Source organism: Streptomyces sp. NPDC028722, assembly GCF_040637655.1.
Taxonomy (GTDB): Bacteria; Actinomycetota; Actinomycetes; order Streptomycetales; family Streptomycetaceae; genus Streptomyces.
The window spans coordinates 29,657-50,533 of record NZ_JBEZWU010000030.1 but is presented as its reverse complement, the minus strand read 5'-3'; the positions used below and the strand labels follow the sequence as shown (position 1 = coordinate 50,533).

Here is a 20,877-nt window from a genome sequence, read left to right as displayed (position 1 = left end):
GCTGTTGCTGGCTGCCGAGGACACCGCGGTCACCCGGCAGACGGCGGAGGCCCTGGCCCGGGCGGGGACGCCGGCCGCCGTGAAACTCATCGCCCTCGCGGCCGCCGGGGCGGACGACAACCAGGCCGACTGGCTCCGGACCGGGGTGCGGGACGCCCTCGCGGGCCCGGACGGTGTACCCGGCCTCGCGGCGGCCTGCCGGGAACTCGCCCGGGACCCGGAGGAAGCCGTCCGCCGGGGCGCCGCGGACCTCTCGGCGTGGACAGACGACCCGGACCACACGCAGTGCTGACCTGAACCGACCCGCCCGCGGGCCGCCGAGGCTCTCGTCCTCGTGTCCGCTCGGAGTCGCGCCCGCGTCAGGGTCGGGGTCGGCCCGCGTCCGGGCTGGAGTCGTACGCGCGCCCGCCCGGGGTCGTACCCCGCGCCGCGCGTCCCGCTGGAGTGCCGGTTCGGGGGGTGGCGGCGTTACTCTGCCGATCATGCTTGTCGCCGCCGCCGTCTGCCCCTGCCCGCCGCTGCTCGTGCCCGAGGTCGCCGCGGGTGCCGCACCCGAACTGGACACCGCACGCGCGGCCTGCGCGGACGCGCTCGGTGTGCTCGCCGCCGCCCGCCCCGACCTTCTGGTGGTCGTCGGCCCTGCCGGGCAGGACGGGGTCGGGCCTTACCCGCAGGGCGCCTGGGCGTCCTTCCGCGGGTTCGGGGTCGGCCTGGACGTACGCCTGGGCTCCGCCGCCCCGGACGCCGTCGTCTCCGCGCGTAGGCTGCCGACCTCGCTGGCCGTCGCCGCCTGGCTGCTGGAGCGGACCGGCTGGGCCGACGCACCGATCGAGGGACTCGGCATCGACGCGTCGCTGGCGCCCGAGCGGTGTGCCGAGGCCGGCAGGGAACTCGGGTCCCGGGCCGCGCGCGTGGTGTTGCTGGTGATGGGAGACGCCAGCGCCTGCCGCACGCTCAAGGCGCCGGGATACCTGGACGAGCGGGCGGCACCCTTCGACGCCGAGGTGGCACGGGCGCTGGGAGCGGCGGACCTCGCGGCCCTGCGGGCCCTCGACCCCGGGCTGGCCCGGGAACTGAAGGCGTCCGGCCGCGCCCCCTGGCAGGTCCTTGCGGCCGCGGCCGAGGACGCCGGCCTCTCCGGCGCCCTGCTGTACGAGGACGCCCCGTACGGCGTGGGGTACCTGGTTGCGACCTGGTCCTGACCTCCGCGCCCCAGCCGCCCTACGACGACGGCGGACGGCCGGGGAGAGATTCTCTCCACGGCCGTGCGCCGGCACGGGACCGAGGACACCCCGCCGTGACCGGGGCGCCCTCAGTGCGTGAGGCGGTCAGGAAACCGGTGGCGGGCCCTCCGGTCGGGTGGGCGGCATCGGCTGGGTGGCCGAACCCGGGGTCTCGGGGCCGTCCTTGTGGGCGAGGCGGTCCACCGCACCCTTGGCCTTGCCCGTACCGGCCTGGATCTTGTCGCTGTACTTACCCTTGGTCCGCTCGTCGACGGCCTTCGCGGCCTTGTCGATCCCGTCCTGGACCTTGTCCCCGTGCTGCCGCGCCAGGTCCGACACCTTGTCCCTCGCCGGTCCCAGCTTGGCCTTCACGTTGTCCATCAGACCCATGATCCACCTTCCCTCGCACCACGTCACCTGCGGGCGCCGTCGCCGGCCTCGCTGTCGGCGGCCTCGTCGGCGGACTGCTGCCGAGGGATCCCGGCACCCTCGGACGCGTCGTCCGCACCGTCGTCCGCACCGTCGTCCGCACCGGCATTCATACCCGCGTCCGCCCGCGCGGCCCCGTCCTCGTTCCCGTCCACGGCCGGGCCATGCGCCTTCGTCTGCCCGGCCCCCTTCGCCTCGGCCGGCTCCGCCTCCGGCGCTGCCTCCGCCGCGGTCCCGGCCGGCTCCCCGTCGGTCCGCGTCTCGACGGCCGACGCCTCCCGCGTCGCCTTCGACCTGCCGAGGAGTCGTGCGAACATGCCCATTTCCACTCCATACGGTACTCGCGCGGGCGAATTCCCGCGTCACCCGGTGCATAAGGTCGTGCCGCCCGGGTCACCGCCTTCGGCAGTCCCGCAGGAGGCACCTCGCAACGGGCAACGACCCGCCATGGCCGCCGTCACGTAACTCGTTCGGGATCATGCCGTGAGGTTTGCGAGACTGGTGCGGTGAGCAGTGCATCCCCCGCCCCCCGCGTCATCGCCGTCGTCGGACCGACCGCGGCCGGAAAATCCGATCTGGGTGTCTTCCTGGCCCAGCGCCTCGGCGGTGAGGTCGTCAACGCCGACTCCATGCAGCTGTACCGGGGGATGGACATCGGTACCGCCAAGCTGACGCCGCAGGAGCGCGGCGGCGTCCCGCACCATCTGCTGGACATCTGGGACGTGACGGTCGCCGCGTCGGTCGCCGAGTACCAGAAGCTGGCCCGCGCGCGGATCGACGCCCTGCTCGCCGAGGGCCGCTGGCCGGTCCTGGTCGGCGGCTCCGGCCTGTACGTCCGCGGAGCCGTCGACAACCTGGAGTTCCCGGGCACCGACCCCGAGGTCCGGGCCCGTCTGGAGGAGGAGCTGACGCTGCGCGGCCCGGGTGCGCTGCACGCGCGGCTGGCCGCCGCCGATCCCGACGCCGCCCGCGCGATCCTGCCCGGCAACGGCCGCCGTATCGTCCGGGCCCTGGAAGTGATCGAGATCACCGGGCGGCCCTTCACGGCCAACCTGCCCCGCCACGACTCCGTGTACGACACCGTCCAGATCGGGGTCGACGTGGCGCGTCCGGAGCTCGACGACCGCATCGCGCGGCGCGTCGACCGGATGTGGGAGGCGGGCCTCGTGGACGAGGTGCGCGCACTGGAGGCGCGCGGCCTGCGCGAGGGGCGCACGGCGTCCCGCGCGCTCGGCTACCAGCAGGTGCTGGCCGCGCTCGCCGGGGAGTGCACCGAAGCGGAAGCGCGGGCCGAGACCGTCCGTGCGACCAAACGCTTCGCGCGCCGTCAGGATTCATGGTTCCGGCGCGATCCCCGGGTGCACTGGTTGAGTGGGGCCCTCGCGGACCGCGGGGAACTTCCGCAGCAGGCCCTGGCGTTGGTGGAGCGACCGGTCACAGCCTGATCACGTCATGGCATCGGGATGCGCCGCCGGTCATCCCGGCCTGTGGCGCCGTGCCATCATCGAGCTTCGATCGACCAAGTGGAGCCTAGTTGGGAGGGCGCGTGGCGATGGAGGCCGGCCCTCGCGACACCGCACGAAGTGCCGAGCACGTCACTACGGACAGTGACGAGCCGGGTCAGGCCGATGACGGTCTGGCCAGAGACGACCTGTCTGCGCACGATCTGTCGGCGGACGATCTGTCTGTGGACGACCTGACAGTGGACGGATTGGCCATGGACGCTCTGGTCGTGGACGGACTGGTCGTGGACGGACCGGCCGTGGACCGGCTGGCCGACGACGGGCCCGACGAGACGGTGGGCGGCGTCACCGCCGACGGACCCGACCCCGAGGAGATGTACCCGGTCGGACCGGAGGTCGAGGTCGAGCTGCGCCCGCAGCGCCGGCTGCGCATCTGGCAGCTCGCCCCCATCGTGGGGCTGTCCGCCGTCGGCTCCCTGATGTTCGCCTTCCCGCTCGCCTTCGACTTCGGCGACAGCGGCGCGGTCATCGCCATGCTCGGCCTGCTGATCTGCTCGTGCGCGGCGGGCTGGGGCATGATGGCCGCCCGCCGGGTGGGCTACACCTGGCCCGGCCTGCCCCCGCGCGGCTCCGGCCGCCGCCCCGACTGGCGGGTCGTGCTCGGCTACCTCCTGCTGGTGGCCCTGGTGGTCGTCCTCGCCGTATGGCGCGTGGCAAGACTCCGCTGAGACGTCCCTCCCGCGGAACGCCCCGCGAGGGGCCCCGGCTCCACCGGCCCCGCCGCATCCCGCTCCCGTACGATCGAGGGATGAGCACACGGATCGCCTTCCTCAAGGGGCACGGCACCGAGAACGACTTCGTGATCGTGCCGGACCCCGAGAACGCCATCGAGCTGCCCCCGGCCACCGTCGCCGCCCTGTGTGACCGCCGGGCCGGTATCGGCGGCGACGGCGTGCTGCACGTCGTGCGGTCCGCGGCGCACCCGGAGGCCAGGGCGATGGCCGCCGAGGCCGAGTGGTTCATGGACTACCGCAACGGCGACGGCTCGGTCGCCGAGATGTGCGGCAACGGCGTGCGTGTGTTCGCGCGCTACCTCCAGCACGCGGGACATGTGGCCGCAGGAGACCTCGTGATCGCCACGCGCGGGGGCGTCAAGTCCGTCCACATCGCGAAGGACGGTGACGTCACCGTCGGCATGGGCCGCGCCCGCCTCCCCGAGGGAGACGTCACGGTGACCGTCGGCGAGCGCAGCTGGCCCGCCCGCAACGTGAACATGGGCAACCCGCACGCCGTCGCCTTCGTTGCCGACCTCGCACACGCCGGCCACCTGCTGGCCCCGCCGCCGGTCGGCCCGGCGGACGCCTACCCGGACGGGGTGAACGTCGAGTTCGTCGTCGACCGCGGCCCCCGGCACGTGGCGATGCGCGTGCACGAGCGCGGCTCCGGCGAGACCCGCTCGTGCGGCACGGGCGCGTGTGCCGTCGCCGTGGCCGCCGCCCGGCGGGACGGCGCCGATCCGGCCGTCACCGGCACCCCGGCGACGTACACCGTCGACGTGCCCGGCGGTCGCCTGGTCATCACCGAGCGGCCCGACGGCGAGATCGAGATGACCGGCCCCGCCGTGATCGTCGCCGCGGGCGAGATCGACGGCGACTGGCTGGAAATCGCCGCTCGCTGACCTGGGGGAACAAGGAGGAGGACGCGTCGCACGCCCGGGATCACCGCCTGTCGGCGGCCGGGCCGTTCGAAACCGCGGCCGAGCGCCGCGCATGTGGCGCAAACCCTTAAACCTCGTTCCCCTCGCTCGAATGGGTGATCCGTTTCACGCTCGGCGAGAGGCGGTCGGCCGCACGCGGTGGGCTCGGTAGCATCAAGCACCGGCACGGACGGGGGAACGTCGCCATCCCTGAGCCGCGTACGCCCTGGGGGCCCCGTCCGCCGGTAAGAGAGCCGGAGGTGCCCATGAGTGCGGAGGCCACGAACCCTGCGACCCCTGGCCCGGCAGCGCCCACGGCGCTCACAGCCACGGCGGGCCGCAGGAAGTCCCGGCCCCGGATCGACCTGCGCCGGCTCGGCCGGGCCGCGCTGCTCGGTCCCGCGGCCCGCGACAGGCTGCCCGACGCCATCGGCCATGTCGTGGAGGCCCACCGCGCCCACCACCCGGACGCGGACCTCGAACCCCTGCGCCGCGCCTACGTCCTCGCCGAGTCCTCCCACCGCGGCCAGATGCGCAAGAGCGGTGAGCCGTACATCACCCACCCGCTCGCCGTGACCCTCATCCTCGCCGAACTGGGCGCGGAGACCACCACGTTGACGGCCTCCCTGCTGCACGACACCGTCGAGGACACCGAGGTGACGCTCGAGCAGGTGCGGGAACAGTTCGGTGAGGAGGTGCGTTATCTGGTCGACGGCGTCACGAAACTGGAGAAGGTCGACTACGGAGCCGCCGCCGAGCCGGAGACCTTCCGCAAGATGCTCGTCGCCACCGGCAACGACGTGCGCGTGATGTCGATCAAACTCGCCGACCGCCTGCACAACATGCGCACCCTCGGTGTGATGCGCCCCGAGAAGCAGGCGCGGATCGCCAAGGTCACCCGTGACGTCCTCATCCCGCTCGCCGAACGCCTCGGTGTGCAGGCCCTGAAGACCGAACTGGAGGACCTGGTCTTCGCCATCCTCCACCCCGAGGAGTACCGGCACACGCGGAAACTCATCGCCGAGAACGCCGCCCGCTCCGTGGATCCCCTCGCCGAGGTCGCCGACGAGGCCCGCGGTGTGCTGCGGGAGGCCGGCATCCCGGCCGAAGTCCTGATCCGGCCCCGGCACTTCGTCTCCGTCCACCGCCGCGCCCGCAGACGCGGACAGCTGCGCGGCACCGACTTCGGCCGGCTGCTGGTGCTGGTGAACGAGGACGCCGACTGCTACGGCGTCCTCGGCGAGCTGCACACCTGCATGACGCCGGTCGTCTCGGAGTTCAAGGACTTCATCGCCGTACCGAAGTTCAACCTGTACCAGTCGCTGCACACCGCGGTCGCCCGGCCGGACGGCCAGGTCGTCGAGGTCCTCATCCGCACCCACCAGATGCACAAGGTCGCCGAGGCCGGTGTCGTCGCGCTCGGCAACCCCTACGCCTCCGCGACCGAGACCCCGGGCACCGACACCCCCGCGGCCGACGCCCCCGCCGACGGCGAGCGCGCCGACCCCACCCGCCCGGGCTGGCTGTCCCGGCTGCTCGACTGGCAGCGGGCCGCCCCCGACCCGGACACGTTCTGGTCCACCCTGCGCGAGGACCTCGCCCAGGACCGGGAGATCACCGTGTTCCGCCCCGACGGCGGCACCCTGGGTCTGCCCGAGGGCGCCACCTGCGTCGACGCCGCGTACGCGCAGTACGGCGAGGACGCGCACGCCTGCATCGGCGCCCGGGTCAACGGCCGCCTGGCCACGCTCAGCACGGTCCTGGGCGACGGTGACACGGTCCAGCTCCTCATGGGCCAGGACCCGGCCTCCGAGCCCTCCCGCGAGTGGCTGGAGCACGCCCACACCGCGGCCGCCCGCATCGCCATCCAGCGCTGGCTCACCGCGCACCCCGGCGGCGGCACCGACGGCGAGGCCGCGGACGGCGGCAGCACCGGGCCCGCCGACGGCGCCACCCGCGCCGGAACCGCCGAGGCCGCCCCCAGCGCCCGCCCCGCGGACGGCGCCCCCGCCGCGCGCCCCTGGCGCGCCGACGTCCTCGTGGACCGGCCCGGAGCCGCCGTCCGGCTCGCCGGCTGCTGTACGCCCGTACCGCCGGACGAGATCACCGGATTCACGGTCCGCGGGGGAGTGGTGACCGTGCACCGGGGGGAGTGCGCCGCGGTGGCGGACATGAAGAGCCGGGGGCGCGCGGAGATCGGTGTGCGCTGGGGGGACACCACCGAATGCCGGGTGACGCTGGTCGCCGAGTCGTTCGGCCGGCCGCATCTGCTCGCCGACCTCACCGAGGCCATCGCCCTGGAGGGCGCCGAGATCGTCTCCGCCACCGTCGAACCCCCCAGCCAGCAGCGGGTGCGCCACACCTACACCCTCGAGCTGCCCGACGCCGCCCGCCTCCCCGCGCTGATGCGCGCCATGCGGGACGTACCCGGCGTGTACGACGTGAGCCGTGCCCGGCACCAGGCACCGGGCTCCTGAGGACGGCGCCCGGCGGCCGACCCGTTCGGGTGGGCCGGGCGCGCGTCGCCGCCGTGGCGCGGGCACGCCCTGGTAGCGGTGGTCCATGCTGCTCACCCCGCGCCACCGGCCCCGGATCTCCCGGCACCGCAAGGCGGCCCTGCTCGCCTGCGCCGTCTCCTTCTGCCTCGTCGCCGCCGCGGCCCCGCCCGAGCCGCTGGGCATCGGCGACCGCCTCTACCCGTACCTGGGCAACCCGGGCTACGACGTGGCGTCGTACGACATCTCCCTCACCTACCCGGGCACCAACGACAAGCCGCTCCAGGCCGTCACCACCATCGACGCCTGGACCACCGCCGACCTGGACCGCGTCAACCTCGACTTCGCGCACGGCACCGTGCGGTCGGTCGAGGTCGACGGACGACCCGCGAGCTTCACCACTGCCGGCGAGGACCTGGTCGTGACGCCGCGGACCCCCCTGACCGAGGACAGCTGGACCCGGATCACCGTGCGGCACACCAGTGATCCCGTCCCCGCCAAGGGCCAGGACGGCGGCTGGGTGCGCACCGTGGACGGTCTGGCCATGGCGAACCAGGCCAACGCCGCCCACCTGGTCTTCCCGGGCAACGACCACCCGTCCGACAAGGCGATGTTCACCTTCCGCATCACCGCCCCCAACGGCTACACCGCCGTAGCCAACGGCCTGCCCGCCGGCGCGCACCGGGCCCACCGCATCACCACCTGGACCTACCGCACCCAGCACCCCATGGCCACCGAGCTGGCCCAGGTGTCCATCGGCCGCTCCGCCGTGGTGCACCGCACGGGGCCGCACGGGCTGCCCCTGCGGGACGTCGTGCCCGCCGCCGACCGCAAGGCCCTCGAACCGTGGCTCGCCAGGACGCCCGACCAGATCGCCTGGATGGAGAGCAAGGTCGGCCGGTACCCGTTCGAGACCTACGGCGTGCTCATGGCACAGGCCGCCACGGGCTTCGAACTGGAGACACAGACCCTGTCGCTGTTCGAGAAGAACCTGTTCACCGAGCCCGCCTACCCCAAGTGGTACATCCAGTCGGTCATGGTGCACGAGCTGTCCCACCAGTGGTTCGGGGACAGCGTCACCCCGCGCACCTGGTCCGACGTGTGGCTGAACGAGGGGCACGCCACCTGGTACGAGGAGCTGTACGCCGAGGAGAAGGCACACCGGCCCATGGAGGCCCGGATGAAGGCCGCCTACGGCGCCGCCGACCGCTGGCGCGAGGCGGGCGGCCCGCCCGCCCGGCCGAAGCCGCCCGCCCCCGGCCAGAAGATCGGCATCTTCCGGCCCGGCATCTACGACGGCGCCGCACTCGCGCTCTACGCGCTGCGGCAGGAGATCGGCCGGCCGGCCTTCGAGCGGCTGGAGCGGCTCTGGGTCCAGGAACACCGGGACACCACCGCCACCACCGCCGACTTCGTCCGGCTGGCCTCGGCCGTCGCCGGCCGCGACCTGCGGGGCTTCCTCGATGCCTGGCTGTACGGCGGGAAGACCCCGCCGATGCCCGGCCATCCCGACTGGAAGCCGACGGCCAAGGCCTCGCCGTCCGAGCCGCGCGCGACGCGATAAGCCGGTGACGAGACGTGCCGTACCGTGCGACCATCTACGCGTCGACGCGCACCGGGGACACGGGAATCTCCCGGGGTACCCGCGCGTTGTACACCACGAGCGGTCGACTCGACCGCCGTACGAACGCCGTAACGGCACTCTCATCGACGTAAGGATCAAATGACCTCCTCTTCTTCCTCTTCCCAGGACACCAAGCGCCTCGCGCACGCCTACCCCGAGGGTCTTCGGGCCGATGCCCTGATGGAAGAGGACGTCGCCTGGAGCTCCGAGATCGACGGCGAGCGGGACGGCGACCAGTTCGACCGTTCCGAGCGTGCGGCCCTGCGCCGTGTGGCGGGCCTGTCCACCGAGCTGGAGGACGTCACCGAGGTCGAGTACCGCCAGCTCCGTCTGGAGCGGGTCGTACTCGTCGGCGTGTGGACCACCGGCACCGTGCAGGACGCCGACAACTCCCTCGCGGAGCTGGCCGCCCTCGCCGAGACCGCGGGTGCGCTCGTGCTCGACGGCGTCATCCAGCGCCGCGACAAGCCCGACGCGGCCACCTACATCGGCTCCGGCAAGGCCCTGGAGCTGCGCGATATCGTCCTCGAGACGGGCGCGGACACCGTCATCTGCGACGGTGAGCTGAGCCCCGGCCAGCTGATCCAGCTGGAGGACGTCGTCAAGGTCAAGGTCATCGACCGTACGGCCCTGATCCTGGACATCTTCGCCCAGCACGCCAAGTCCCGCGAGGGCAAGGCGCAGGTCGCGCTCGCGCAGATGCAGTACATGCTGCCGCGGCTGCGCGGCTGGGGTCAGTCGCTGTCCCGGCAGATGGGTGGCGGCCGCGGCGGTCTCGCCACGCGTGGCCCCGGTGAGACCAAGATCGAGACCGACCGGCGGCGGATCCGCGAGAAGATGGCGAAGATGCGCCGGGAGATCGCGGACATGAAGACCGGCCGCGAGGTCAAGCGGCAGGAGCGCCGGCGCAACAAGGTGCCGTCCGTGGCGATCGCGGGCTACACCAACGCCGGGAAGTCCTCCCTGCTCAACCGCCTCACGGGCGCCGGTGTCCTGGTCGAGAACGCCCTGTTCGCGACCCTGGACCCGACCGTCCGCCGGGCGGAGACCCCGAGCGGCCGGCTGTACACCCTGGCGGACACCGTCGGCTTCGTCCGTCACCTGCCGCACCACCTGGTCGAGGCGTTCCGCTCCACCATGGAGGAGGTCGGTGACTCCGACCTGATCCTGCACGTGGTGGACGGCTCGCACCCGACCCCGGAGGAGCAGCTCGCCGCCGTGCGCGAGGTGATCCGGGACGTCGGCGCCACCGGCGTGCCCGAGATCGTCGTGATCAACAAGGCGGACGCGGCGGATCCGCTGGTCCTCCAGCGCCTGCTGCGGGTCGAGAAGCACTCGATCGCCGTGTCGGCCCGCACCGGACAGGGCATCGACAAGCTGCTCGCCCTGATCGACGACGAGCTGCCCCACCCCTCGGTCGAGGTTGACGCGCTCGTGCCCTACACGCACGGCAACCTGGTCGCCCGCGCCCACACCGAGGGCGAGGTGATCTCCGAGGAGCACACCGCGGAGGGCACCCTGCTCAAGGCCCGCGTGCACGAGGAACTGGCGTCGGACCTGGCACCGTACGCCACGGTCGCCACGGCCTGACCCACGGCACCGAGCGACGAAGGCCCGCCACCCCCTCGGGGGTGGCGGGCCTTCGCCCTGCCGTGACGACGCGGCCGGTTACCGGCCGGCGAACTGCTTGCTCACCGAGTCGTACACGCCCTTGGCCACGTCGCCCAGCCGGGGGCCGGCCAGCCAGCCCGAGCTCACCGGGCCGATGGACGTGTTGGACACCAGCGCCGGCTTGCCGTCGGCGCCCGTCTCCACCCAGCCGCCGCCGGAGGAGCCACCGGTCATCGTGCAGCCGATCCGGTACATCGTGGGGTCGGACCGGTCCATGGACAGCCGGCCCGGCCGGTCCTGGCACTGGTACAGCAGCTGACCGTCGTACGGCGCCGCCGCCGGATACCCGGACGCGGTCAGGCTCTGCACCTTCGGCACGGCCGGCGCGTCGAAGTCGACCGGCAGCGCCCCGCCGACGGTCTCCTCCAGCGACTTGCCGCTGCTGCCCCGCTCCGGGGTCACGTGGATGACGGCGAAGTCGTACGAGGCGCCGTTGCCGCCCGTCGCACCGCCCTCGCTGATCCACTGCTGCGAGGTCTTCGCCGCGTCGGCCCACCAGACGCCGTACGGGGCGACCTCGGAGCGGCCGGCGTTCTCCAGCTCGGCGGCCGACCTGCCCTGGTCGTTGTACGACGGCACGAAGGCGATGTTGCGGTACCAGCCACCCTTCTTGCCGGCGTGCACACAGTGGCCGGCCGTCCAGACGAGGTCGGACTTGCCCGGGTGCGCGGGGTCCGTCACGACCGTCGCCGAACAGACCATGGTGCCGTCGGGGGCGTCGAAGAGCAGCTTGCCCGAGGTGGCCGCGTTGCTGTGGTACGGCGGGGCGACCGTTTGCGCCCGCACGGGCTGCGGCGCCGGGTCCGTCACGCCCTGGTCACCGGAGATGTCGTTGTCGTCGACGCCCTTGTCGGGGTCGTCGGCGCCCCGCATACGGTCCGGGTTCCACAGGCCCTTGATCATCGGGTTGACGAAGTCATCGGCCTCGCGCAGCCAGTCCTGCTTGTTCCAGTTCTTCCAGGCGCCGTTCTTCCACTTGTCGATGTCGATCCCGTGCTCCTTGAGCCTCTGCCTGAGGTCGTCCGGGATCCTGAGTCTGCCGTCGCCGGAGCCGCCCGCGGTCGCGCCCGCGGAGGGCTTGCCGTCGGCGTTGTCGTCCGCGCCGCAGGCCGTGGCGGTCATCGCCAGCGCCGAGGCGAGGGCGACCGCCGTCAACGCGCGGGAGGTCCGGTGCGGGACCCTCCCCCGCCGAACGGTGAACGACGGCCGTATGGATCGCATGCTTCTGACTCCCCCTGCTGTGAAGGAACTCGGCGATGAGGACGTGCAACCGGCCTGCCCCCTGGGTGGAGTTCATGCCGGGCCGTGTCCTTGCGGAACGGCATCACACCCTATGCGGTCGCCGCGGGGGAGTTCCGGCGGGACGGCAACGGTTCGGCTACAAGCCGCCTGACCTGCTACGTCTGCGTGCTCACCAGGCGGGGGGTGAGCGTGACGACGGAGGTGAACAGGGTCTCGTCGCGCTGCACGGCCGTGACGCGCACCCGCTGTCCGGCGGCGCCGGACGGTTCCCGGGCGGTCTCGATCCAGCACGGCGCGTCCAGCTCGACGTAGCGCCTGAAGCCGGCTTCCAGGCCGGTCATCACCATCGGCTCGGGATGCGCGGCCCGGTGCGCGGCCTGCCGCGCGGCCTCCAGCAGCAGCATGCCGGGAACGTGGTCCACCGGGTGGTCGAAGAGGACCGGGTGGGACAGGTCCACCCGCAGCCGGCTGCGGCCGGGCTCCCCGGTGGCCGACAGGACGACGTCGGCGGACCGCCGGCGCGCGACCTCACCGGGCGTCACCGGGGGCGCGGCGGGCACGGCTTGCGCGGTGGCCCGCTCGAGGTCGGCGTAACGGCCGCGCAGCCGCCGGTAGATGGCGGGCGGGTGGTTGTGGAAGGCCAGCTCCGCGGTGCCGAGCGGCAGGCCGTCGCGGACCAGGCCGACCCGCATGGTGGCCGAGGCCAGCCGTCCGGCTCGGCGCACCACGTCGGTGCAGGAGATGTGCAGCTCTGTGTCGGCCGCCGTCGCGCCGCTGGTCAGAGCGGCGAGGAAGAGTGTCTGCCGGTAACGGTCCCAGGACTGGCGGTGCCCGAACGGCGCGTCGTAGGCGGCGTGGCTGAGCAGCGGGACCGCCTGGCGAATCGATTCCGCTGCGAACAGCGGGTCGAAGAGGCCGTGGGCGGGGCCGTAGAAGGAGTGGTCGGCGGGCCGGCGGGCGGTGACCAGGAACGTGTCGGGCGCGACCGTCCGGCATCCCGTCAGCAGCACCTCGGATTCGGCCAGCTTGTGGACCAGCTCCCGTGGTATGCGGTCGAAGATGGATGTGCACCCCGATGCGCTGCGCCCTTCCGGGTTGGTGATGGCCGGCATGTGCATCCCCCTTGGTGCGGACGTCGGTTACCACCTGACTGCGCCCACAACATAAAGAGTGATCATTTTGTTTTGAGTCAAGTGATGGTAAATAAAATATGCCGACGGGGCTGTGTCCGGTCTCATGCAAGGCTGAGGGGCGGCGTGATTCCCACCATGCCGTTCACCGTAGGGAACGTTTTTATTTGAACCAAGGAGGGGACGTCGTGGGGCAACCCAGGCAGGAGCGGGCGATCCAGACGCGCGGGGCGCTCATCCTCGCGGCGGCGGAGGTGTTCGACGAGTACGGCTTCGCGGGCGCCAGTATCAGCCGCATCCTCAAAAGGGCCGGGGTCACGGCGGGAGCCCTGTACTTCCACTTCGAGTCGAAGGAAGCCCTCGCCAAGGCCGTGATGAACGCCCAGTCCGGCACGATTCTGCCGTACCTGGAGTCCCAGGGGCTGCAACGCCTGGTCGACATCACGCTGATCTGGGCACGCCGGCTACAGACCGACCCGCTGTTGCGGGCCGGGGTCCGGCTCACCGGCGAGCAGGCGACCTTCGGAATGCGCGACTCCAGCCCCTACCGGGCATGGAGCCAGATCATGGAGGAGTGTCTCCTCCACGCCCGGGACAAGGGGGAACTCCAGGCCGGTGTCGAGCCCTGGGAACTCGCCCAGCTGATCGTCGAGGCCTGCACCGGCATGCAGATGTACGCGGCGGCCGAGACCGGCCGCGCCGACCTGTCCGACCGGGTGGTGCGGATGTGGCGGCTGCTGCTGCCGGGCGTCGCCGTGCCGGCCGTGGTCGCCCGCACCGCGGTCGACCCCGCCCGAGCCCTGGCGGCCGAGCAAGCACCGGCCCCCGTCGGCGCCCCGGGCGGTGCCACCGGCTGAGCCGGCACGCCCCGAGCAAGATCACCCACCCCCGCGGCCGTCAGGGCACCTGCACGTAAGGTGTCCCGCGTCGTACGCCCTGTCTCCCGACAGGTCTGTCCCGCGGGGCTGTTGGGGCACCTGACGGGGTCCGCGCCACCGTAGGGGGAGTAACCCATGGTCCACACGCTCAGCCGGCTCCGCCTGGCCGCGGTCAACATCGACGGTGTCCTGCTCAACGACACCTTCAGCCCGGTCATCCACCGCTTCCTGGTCGACCGGGGCTGCGCCTACACGGCCGACCTGGAACGCAGCATCTTCTCGCAGCCACGCGCGGTCGCCGGCCGGCTGCTGGCCGAGGCGATCGGCGGATCCGTCACCCCGGAAGGAGCGCTGGAGCTGTACTTCCGGGAACGCGCGCAGTACGTGGAGACCCACCCCGTGCGGCTCAACGAGGGCGCGGTGGAACTCCTGCGGCGGCTGCGCGCCGCCGGCCTGCGGACCGTCTGCTACGGCGGCCTCGGCAAGGGCCACTTCGACACGTTCCTCGGCCCGCACGCGGACCTCTTCGACCACCCCGGGTACATCTGCACCGACGCGTTCCGGCCCGGCATCCACGAGATCGTCACCGAGTACTTCGGACTCGAGTACGACGAGGCCGTCTTCATCGACGACGTGGCGAACGTCGGCCGTGCCGCCAGAGAGCTGAACGTGCCCTTCATCGGCCATCCCACCGACTTCCGGCACAGTTTCCAGCCGCAGCTGATGCACGAGGCCGGGGTGCGGCACATCGTGGACTCCCTGGACGCCGTCGACGAGGAACTGCTGCGGACCCTGGACGAAGAAGCCGCGCTCGGCACCGTCTGGCGGGACTGACATGCTCGACGGCAAGGTGGCCATGATCACCGGTGCGTCCAGCGGCATCGGTGCCGCCGCCGCCCGGCTGTTCGCCGAGGAGGGCGCCGCCGTGGTGCTCATGGCCCGGCGCGGGGACCGCCTCGGACAGTTGGTGGCGGAGATCCGCGCGGCGGGCGGACGCGCGCTCGCGGCGGAAGGTGACGTCTGCTCGCCCGAGGACGTCGAACGGGCCGTCCGGGCCGCCGTCGACACCTTCGGCAGCCTCGACGCGGCGTTCAACAACGCCGGTTACGCCACAGTCGGCACGCCCCTGCTGGAGATGGACGACGAGGACTACGCCCGCACGATGGACGTCAACGTGCGCGGCGTCTGGAACTGCCTGCGCCGGCAGATCCCGGCGATGCTCGCCTCCGGCGGCGGAGCTGTCGTGAACACCTCCAGCGTCGCCGGGGTACTGGCCTCCAGCGCCTCCGCCGCGTACGTGGCCGCCAAACACGCGGTGATCGGCCTGAGCCGGGCCGCCGCGCGCGAGTACGGCGACCGCGGGATCCGGGTCAACGCGCTGGTCGTGGGCAGCACGCGCACCGAGATGATGGACCAGGCCATCGGCGGGTCACGGGAGCTGGAGGAACGCTTCGAGGCCCGCACGCTCCGCCGGCGCATGGCCTCACCCGAGGAGATCGCCCAGGCCGCGGTCTGGCTGTGCAGCGACCGGGCGGCCTTCGTGACGGGCGCGGCGGTGCCGGTCGACGGCGGCCGGACGGCGGTCTGACCGGGCGCGGCCGGCGCCCGGCCGAGCCGGCCGGGGGTCCGAGGGGGCGGGACCTGCTCATGTTCGGCCGGACACCGGCATCCTCCAGCACCCCGCTGGTACGCGACCGCGCCCGGATGAGCCCGCCGGGCCGGCAGGCCGTCCACCTCTCCCCGCCGGACGATGAGGCCGAGGGCTGCACCGCGCTCCTGGCAACCCGCCTCCGGATCACCCGCCTTCGGATCACCCGCCGCTCCGACGCCTGCGGAATCGCCGCCTCGCTGCCGGCCCTCGGCCGCGAGGGTACGGGCGAAGGGACCGACGCCTGCCGACTCCCAGGCCCGGTACGCGGCTGCCCGCATCACCCGCGACCCGGCCCTCGACCTGCTCGCCGAACTGCACCTGTGCCCCTGTATCAGCCCCTCCCGGCGCCGTACCTTCGTGCGGGCCGGCAGGACGTTGCCCTCGGCCATCAGGTCCCTGCGGACGGCGGCGTTCCAGGCGTTCCCGCCCTCGACCGCCGCGCCGGCCCGGCGACGGAAGATCGGTGCTGAGGATCGGTTCGGCGAGCAGGTCGAGAGGATCGGGCGGCCCGCCGGTCCCGGCCCCTCACGGCGATCCCTCGCCCGGCCGGCCCCGGACCGCGCCCCGCACGGCGCTGACGCCGCACCGCAGCGGCACGACGCCTTCCGGCAGTCACGGCACCGATCTCGACGCAACCCGTAACCCGCTGAACGGTCCGCGGTTGTAGGCGGTGGGGGGACTGCCGGCTTCGCCCGGTCCCCGTGGATCAACTCGCCTCTGGACAGCGGGGAGGACAACGCGCCGTGGCCGTTACGGAGTCGGTGGCAGGAGGCACACCCGGGCAAGCGCGGGCGGTGCACGAGGGAATCCTCAGACGCCAGTCGGCGCGTGAGTCCTCGGCGCGCACCTATGCCCGCGCCCTGCCCATCGTGCCCGTCCGGGCGCGCGGGCTCACCATCGAGGGCGCCGACGGACGCCGTTACCTCGACTGCCTCTCCGGCGCCGGCGCCCTCGCGCTCGGCCACAACCATCCGGTGGTGCTGGAGGCGATCCGCGCGGTCCTCGACTCCGGTGCCCCTCTCTCCGTGCTCGACCTGGCCACCCCCGTCAAGGACGCCTTCGTCACGGAGTTGTTCCGCACGCTTCCGCCCGGCCTCGCCGGCTGTGCCCGTGTGCAGTTCTGCGGACCGGCCTGCACCGACGCCGTCGAGGCCGCCCTCACCCTGGTGCGGGCCGCGACCGGCCGCACCGGCATGCTCGCCTTCACCGGCGCCTACCACGGCATGACCGCCGGCGCCCTGGCCGTCTCCGGCGGTGCCCCCGACGTCCGGGTCGCCCGCTTGCCCTACCCGCAGGACTACCGCTGCCCCTTCGGCGTCGGCGGCCCGCGCGGCGCCGAACTCGCCGCCCGCTGGACCGAGTCCCTCCTCGACGACCCCAAGTCGGGCATCCCCCTGCCCGCCGGGATGATCGTCGAACCCGTCCAGGGCGAGGGCGGCGTCCTTCCCGCGCCGGACGACTGGCTGCGGCGCATGCGACAGCTCACGGCGGACCGGTCCATCCCGCTGATCGCCGACGAGGTCCAGACCGGAGTCGGCCGGACGGGCAGCTTCTGGGCCGTCGGCCACAGCGGCATCACCCCCGACGTCATGGTCCTGTCCAAGGCCATCGGCGGCAGCCTCCCCCTGGCCGTGATCGTCTACCGCGACGACCTCGACGTCTGGCAGCCCGGCGCCCACGCCGGCACGTTCCGCGGCAACCAACTCGCCATGGCCGCGGGCACCGCCACCCTCGCCCACGTCCGCGCGAACGGCCTCGCCGACCGCGCCGCCACCCTGGGCTCCCGCATGCTGTCCCGGCTCCGGGGCCTGGCCGACGAGTTCGCCTGCGTGGGCGAGGTGCGGGGCCGGGGTCTGATGATCGGGCTGGAACTGGTCGACCCCGAAGCCGACGGATCCGCCCCTGACTCCGGACCCGCCCCCGACTCCGGACTCTCCCTTGATCCGGATTCCGTACCCGCCCTTGGCTCCGGGCACGGACTCGCTCCCGGTCGCGGACCCGACCCCGGCGAGCGCGGCGCCGGACCGGCCGGACGGGAACGCACCCGCGCGCCGCACCCCGCCGCGCCCCGACTCGCCGCCGCCGTCCAGCGCGAGTGCCTCCAGCGCGGCCTGATCGTCGAACTCGGTGGCCGTCACGCGTCCGTGGTCCGGCTGCTCCCCCCACTGACGATCAGTGACGAACAGGCGGCGGCCGTACTCGACCGCCTGGCCGACGCGGTGGCGGCCGTGGCCCGCCTGCACCAGGCCCACGGCCCACAGCACCAAGGCCGCCACGGCCCCGCCGAGCGCGCGGGCTGAACACCACCCGCGCCCCACCCAGCAGCCCCCGTCACCACCCCTCACGCCGACACCCCGTCCCCTTCCCGGACATCCGGGCCGACGCCGCCCGCCGGCACCGACCGCGCGGCCTTCTCGTCCGCGTCCCGCTCCCCTCGCCCACCCGCTGCGGCAACCACCCCCAGGGGACGCGGCGACCGAGCGACCGGCCGACCCAGCCGCACTACCCCACCTCCAGCCCCCGAGGAGCCGTCATGAACGCCACACCCACCCCCGACGGCCACTCCGGCGCCCCCGACGAACCGGGAGGCTCCGGCGCCCCGGCCACACCGGTACCGCTCACCGAGTCGGTCCCCCAGCAGAAGCGGCGGGACGCGGACCTCACGCGACGGACCGAGCCCGGCGCCGATCCCCTGGAGAGCCCAGATCCCCGCACCGCGGCCCAGGCCGCCGCCGTGGAGAACCTCCTGCGCTGCTGGGTCCGCGAGACCGGCCTCGCCGCCCCCACGACCGGCAGCCTCCACCTCCCGCTGCCCGCCAGCGGCACCGCCCTGACCGTGCCGGTCCGCTACTGGTCCCCGACGGGCTGCCACCGCTTCGGCCCTCCCCGCTTCACCGCCGCTCCCGAGACCGCGCCGCCCGCCGACGCCGTCACACTCGCGGCACTCCTCGTCAGGGAACCAGCCGATGACCAGGGCAACGCCAGCCGCACCGCGCAGCACACCGCCGTCGGCCCGGGCGACGACGACCTGGTGGCGCGAGTGGCCGACTCCGTCCGCCGCACCGCCGCCTTCATCCGCCACCGGCGCGACCACCCCGCCGACGCCCCCGACCTCTTCCTCAGCGCCGAGCAGTCCCTCCTCCTCGGCCACCCGCTGCATCCGACCCCGAAGAGCCGGGAAGGCCTGACCGAGGCCGAGGCCGCCCGGTACTCACCCGAGCTGCACGGCTCCTTCCCCCTGCACTGGCTGGCCGTCGCTCCCTCCCTCCTCGCAACCGACTCCGCCTGGACCGAACGCGGCCGTCCCGTCCCGGCCGGCCATCTCGTCCGGCGTCTCGCCGGAACCGGACTCCCGCTGCCCGACGGCTACACCGCCCTGCCGCTGCACCCCTGGCAGGCCCGCGAGGTACGGCACCGCCCGTCCGTCGCCGCACTCCTCGACTCAGGACTCCTGCGCGACCTCGGCCCGCTCGGCGCTCCCTGGCACCCCACCTCCTCCGTACGAACCGTCCACCGGTCCGGCGCCCCCGCGATGCTCAAGCTGTCGCTGGGCCTGCGCATCACCAACTCCCGACGAGAGAACCTGCGCAAGGAACTCCACCGCGGAGTCGAGGTGCACCGGCTGCTGCGCACCGGCCTGGCCGAGCAGTGGCAGGCCGTGCACCCCGGCTTCGACATCGTCCGCGACCCCGCCTGGCTCGCCGTCGACGACCCGGACGGCCTGCCCGTGCCGGGCCTCGACGCGGTGATCCGGCACAACCCGTTCGCCCCGGCCGACGACGCCGGCTGCGTCGCCGGACTGGTCTCACCCCGTCCCTCCGCCGAGCGGACCACCACGTCCTCGCGGGGACAGGCGACCTGGCCGATGCGCTCCCGGCTGGAACGACTCGTCGGGCGGCTCGCCGCACGCACCGGCCGGCCGGTCGGCGCCGTCGCCACCGAGTGGTTCCTCCGTTACCTGGAGCACGTCGTCCGGCCCGTGCTCTGGCTGGACGGCGAGGCCGGCATCGCCCTGGAGGCCCACCAGCAGAACACCCTGCTCCTGCTCGACCGCGACGGCTGGCCCGCCGGTGGCCGCTACCGCGACAACCAGGGGTACTACTTCCGCGAGTCCCGGCGAGCCGAACTGGACGCCCGGCTGCCCGGCATCGGTGAGCACAGCGACACCTTCGTCACCGACGAGGTCACCGACGAACGCTTCGCCTACTACCTCGCCGTCAACAACGTGCTGGGCCTCATCGGCGCCTTCGGCTCCCAGCACCTCGCCGACGAGCGGCTGCTCCTCGCGGCCTTCCGCCGCTTCCTCACCGACCTCGCCACGGGACCCACCCCGCTGCGCACCTCCCTGCCCGGCCGCCTGCTCGACTCACCCGTCCTGCGCTGCAAGGCCAATCTGCTGACCCGGCTGCACGGTCTCGACGAACTCGTCGGCCCGGTCGACACCCAGTCCGTCTACGTCACCATCGCCAACCCCCTCCATTCCTGAGACCGACGCCCCAAGGCGCCCCCAGGGCGGACCGCACCCCGGGCGAGCCGCGCCGTCTTCCCGCACATCCGAGGAACATGACCCACCTCGTCTCCTGAGAGGAGCGCACCGTGCCTCCCACCGACACCGGCGCCGCCATCAGCCCCGCCCCCGCCCACCAGGGCTGCGCCGGCCCCGGACCGGACACCGCGGCCCCCCGCAGCTCACGCTTCCGCGGGTTCACCGTCGAGGACGACGACCCGGACAGCGAGGACACGCTGGACCTGCGTCTGCCCGCCGACTTCATCGCCTTCTGCGCCGGAACGACGGTCGGCCTGCTCGACCGGCCCTCCGCCTGGGGACCGGTCGCCACCTCGGCCGGCACCTTCCGTCTCATGCCCGTGCACATCGAGCACGACCTGCCGCTCGTCCACCGCTGGATGAACGACCCCGCCGTCGCCCCCTTCTGGGAACTGGCCGGACCCCCGAGCCGGACGGAGGACCACCTGCGGACCCAATTGGCCGGCGACGGACACAGCGTGCCGTGCCTCGGCGTACTGAACGGCACCCCGATCAGTTACTGGGAGATCTACCGCGCGGACCTGGACCCGCTGGCCCGGCACTACCCGGCCCGTCCGCACGACACGGGGATCCACCTCCTCGTCGGTGATGCCGCCGACCGCGGGCGGGGACTGGGATCCGTCCTGCTCCGATCCGTGGCCGACCTGATCCTCGACCGTCGTCCCGTCTGCGCACGTGTCGTAGCGGAACCCGACCTGTGCAACACCCCCTCCGTGGCCGCGTTCCTGAGCGCGGGCTTCCGGTACGCGGCCGAGGTCGACCTGCCTGCCAAGCGGGCCGCGCTCATGATCCGGGACCGGGTTCTGCGCCATGTCCTGTAGCCCTCGGT

General features: G+C 73.2%; 18 protein-coding genes. 14 read left to right on the top strand and 4 right to left on the bottom strand.

All coding sequences use genetic code 11. The features are described from left to right. Positions 1-4 precede the first annotated feature (4 nt). Together AB0F03_RS32195 and AB0F03_RS32190 are read left to right on the top strand one after the other, a co-directional pair. Positions 5-292 (top strand): hypothetical protein, encoded by a 288-nt coding sequence (locus tag AB0F03_RS32195; protein ID WP_361998474.1) that lies wholly within the window; start codon positions 5-7, stop codon positions 290-292. Between the two features lie 190 nt (positions 293-482). Next, positions 483-1,202: a class III extradiol dioxygenase subunit B-like domain-containing protein gene (locus AB0F03_RS32190; RefSeq protein ID WP_361998471.1), complete on the top strand. Its 720-nt coding sequence runs from the start codon at positions 483-485 to the stop codon at positions 1,200-1,202. Between the two features lie 126 nt (positions 1,203-1,328). Here the strand turns inward: AB0F03_RS32190 and AB0F03_RS32185 are convergent, their stop codons facing one another. Both AB0F03_RS32185 and AB0F03_RS32180 read right to left on the bottom strand, forming a co-directional pair. Beyond that, the gene (locus AB0F03_RS32185) at positions 1,329-1,613 is read right to left on the bottom strand and encodes an antitoxin (protein WP_361998468.1); all 285 of its coding nucleotides are present in this window, start codon (positions 1,611-1,613) and stop codon (positions 1,329-1,331) included. Between the two features lie 23 nt (positions 1,614-1,636). Next, positions 1,637-1,969 carry a hypothetical protein gene (locus AB0F03_RS32180; RefSeq protein ID WP_361998465.1) on the bottom strand — a complete coding sequence of 111 codons (333 nt, stop codon included), beginning with the start codon at positions 1,967-1,969 and terminating at the stop codon, positions 1,637-1,639. A 189-nt stretch (positions 1,970-2,158) separates the two neighbouring features. Here AB0F03_RS32180 and miaA point away from each other — a divergent pair, with 189 nt between their 5' ends. From miaA to hflX, 6 genes are all read left to right on the top strand, one after another. Further along, positions 2,159-3,097: a tRNA (adenosine(37)-N6)-dimethylallyltransferase MiaA gene (miaA, locus tag AB0F03_RS32175; RefSeq protein WP_361998464.1), complete on the top strand. Its 939-nt coding sequence runs from the start codon at positions 2,159-2,161 to the stop codon at positions 3,095-3,097. Positions 3,098-3,369: 272 nt separating this feature from the next. After that, complete coding sequence (locus AB0F03_RS32170; protein ID WP_361998569.1) at positions 3,370-3,843, top strand: hypothetical protein; 474 nt, start codon at positions 3,370-3,372, stop codon at positions 3,841-3,843. A gap of 80 nt (positions 3,844-3,923) precedes the next feature. Next, positions 3,924-4,793: a diaminopimelate epimerase gene (gene dapF, locus AB0F03_RS32165; protein ID WP_361998461.1), complete on the top strand. Its 870-nt coding sequence runs from the start codon at positions 3,924-3,926 to the stop codon at positions 4,791-4,793. Positions 4,794-5,077: 284 nt separating this feature from the next. Beyond that, the gene (locus AB0F03_RS32160; protein ID WP_361998459.1) at positions 5,078-7,288 is read left to right on the top strand and encodes an HD domain-containing protein; all 2,211 of its coding nucleotides are present in this window, start codon (positions 5,078-5,080) and stop codon (positions 7,286-7,288) included. Positions 7,289-7,373: 85 nt separating this feature from the next. Next, positions 7,374-8,870 (top strand): M1 family metallopeptidase, encoded by a 1,497-nt coding sequence (locus tag AB0F03_RS32155; RefSeq protein ID WP_361998456.1) that lies wholly within the window; start codon positions 7,374-7,376, stop codon positions 8,868-8,870. Between the two features lie 159 nt (positions 8,871-9,029). Further along, the gene (gene hflX, locus AB0F03_RS32150; protein WP_361998453.1) at positions 9,030-10,520 is read left to right on the top strand and encodes a GTPase HflX; all 1,491 of its coding nucleotides are present in this window, start codon (positions 9,030-9,032) and stop codon (positions 10,518-10,520) included. A gap of 78 nt (positions 10,521-10,598) precedes the next feature. Here the strand turns inward: hflX and AB0F03_RS32145 are convergent, their stop codons facing one another. Together AB0F03_RS32145 and AB0F03_RS32140 are read right to left on the bottom strand one after the other, a co-directional pair. Beyond that, a complete protein-coding gene (locus tag AB0F03_RS32145) occupies positions 10,599-11,822 on the bottom strand; it encodes a hypothetical protein (protein WP_361998450.1) in 1,224 nt (407 codons plus the stop codon). Positions 11,823-11,998: 176 nt separating this feature from the next. Next, on the bottom strand, positions 11,999-12,955 hold the full coding sequence (locus AB0F03_RS32140; RefSeq protein ID WP_361998447.1) for a ScbA/BarX family gamma-butyrolactone biosynthesis protein: 957 nt from the start codon (positions 12,953-12,955) through the stop codon (positions 11,999-12,001). A 206-nt stretch (positions 12,956-13,161) separates the two neighbouring features. Here AB0F03_RS32140 and AB0F03_RS32135 point away from each other — a divergent pair, with 206 nt between their 5' ends. The 6 genes from AB0F03_RS32135 (at position 13,162) to AB0F03_RS32110 (ending at position 20,869) form a co-directional block, all read left to right on the top strand. Then, positions 13,162-13,830 carry a ScbR family autoregulator-binding transcription factor gene (locus AB0F03_RS32135; protein ID WP_361998444.1) on the top strand — a complete coding sequence of 223 codons (669 nt, stop codon included), beginning with the start codon at positions 13,162-13,164 and terminating at the stop codon, positions 13,828-13,830. Positions 13,831-13,986: 156 nt separating this feature from the next. Further along, entirely contained in the window at positions 13,987-14,685 is a 699-nt protein-coding gene (locus AB0F03_RS32130) for an HAD family phosphatase (RefSeq protein ID WP_361998441.1), read from the top strand. A gap of 1 nt (position 14,686) precedes the next feature. Further along, on the top strand, positions 14,687-15,439 hold the full coding sequence (locus AB0F03_RS32125) for a glucose 1-dehydrogenase (RefSeq protein ID WP_361998438.1): 753 nt from the start codon (positions 14,687-14,689) through the stop codon (positions 15,437-15,439). A gap of 806 nt (positions 15,440-16,245) precedes the next feature. After that, on the top strand, positions 16,246-17,802 hold the full coding sequence (locus AB0F03_RS32120) for a diaminobutyrate--2-oxoglutarate transaminase family protein (RefSeq protein ID WP_361998435.1): 1,557 nt from the start codon (positions 16,246-16,248) through the stop codon (positions 17,800-17,802). Between the two features lie 233 nt (positions 17,803-18,035). Beyond that, the gene (locus AB0F03_RS32115; RefSeq protein WP_361998432.1) at positions 18,036-19,988 is read left to right on the top strand and encodes an IucA/IucC family protein; all 1,953 of its coding nucleotides are present in this window, start codon (positions 18,036-18,038) and stop codon (positions 19,986-19,988) included. A 110-nt stretch (positions 19,989-20,098) separates the two neighbouring features. Continuing rightward, the gene (locus tag AB0F03_RS32110; protein ID WP_361998430.1) at positions 20,099-20,869 is read left to right on the top strand and encodes a GNAT family N-acetyltransferase; all 771 of its coding nucleotides are present in this window, start codon (positions 20,099-20,101) and stop codon (positions 20,867-20,869) included. Positions 20,870-20,877: the final 8 nt, after the last annotated feature.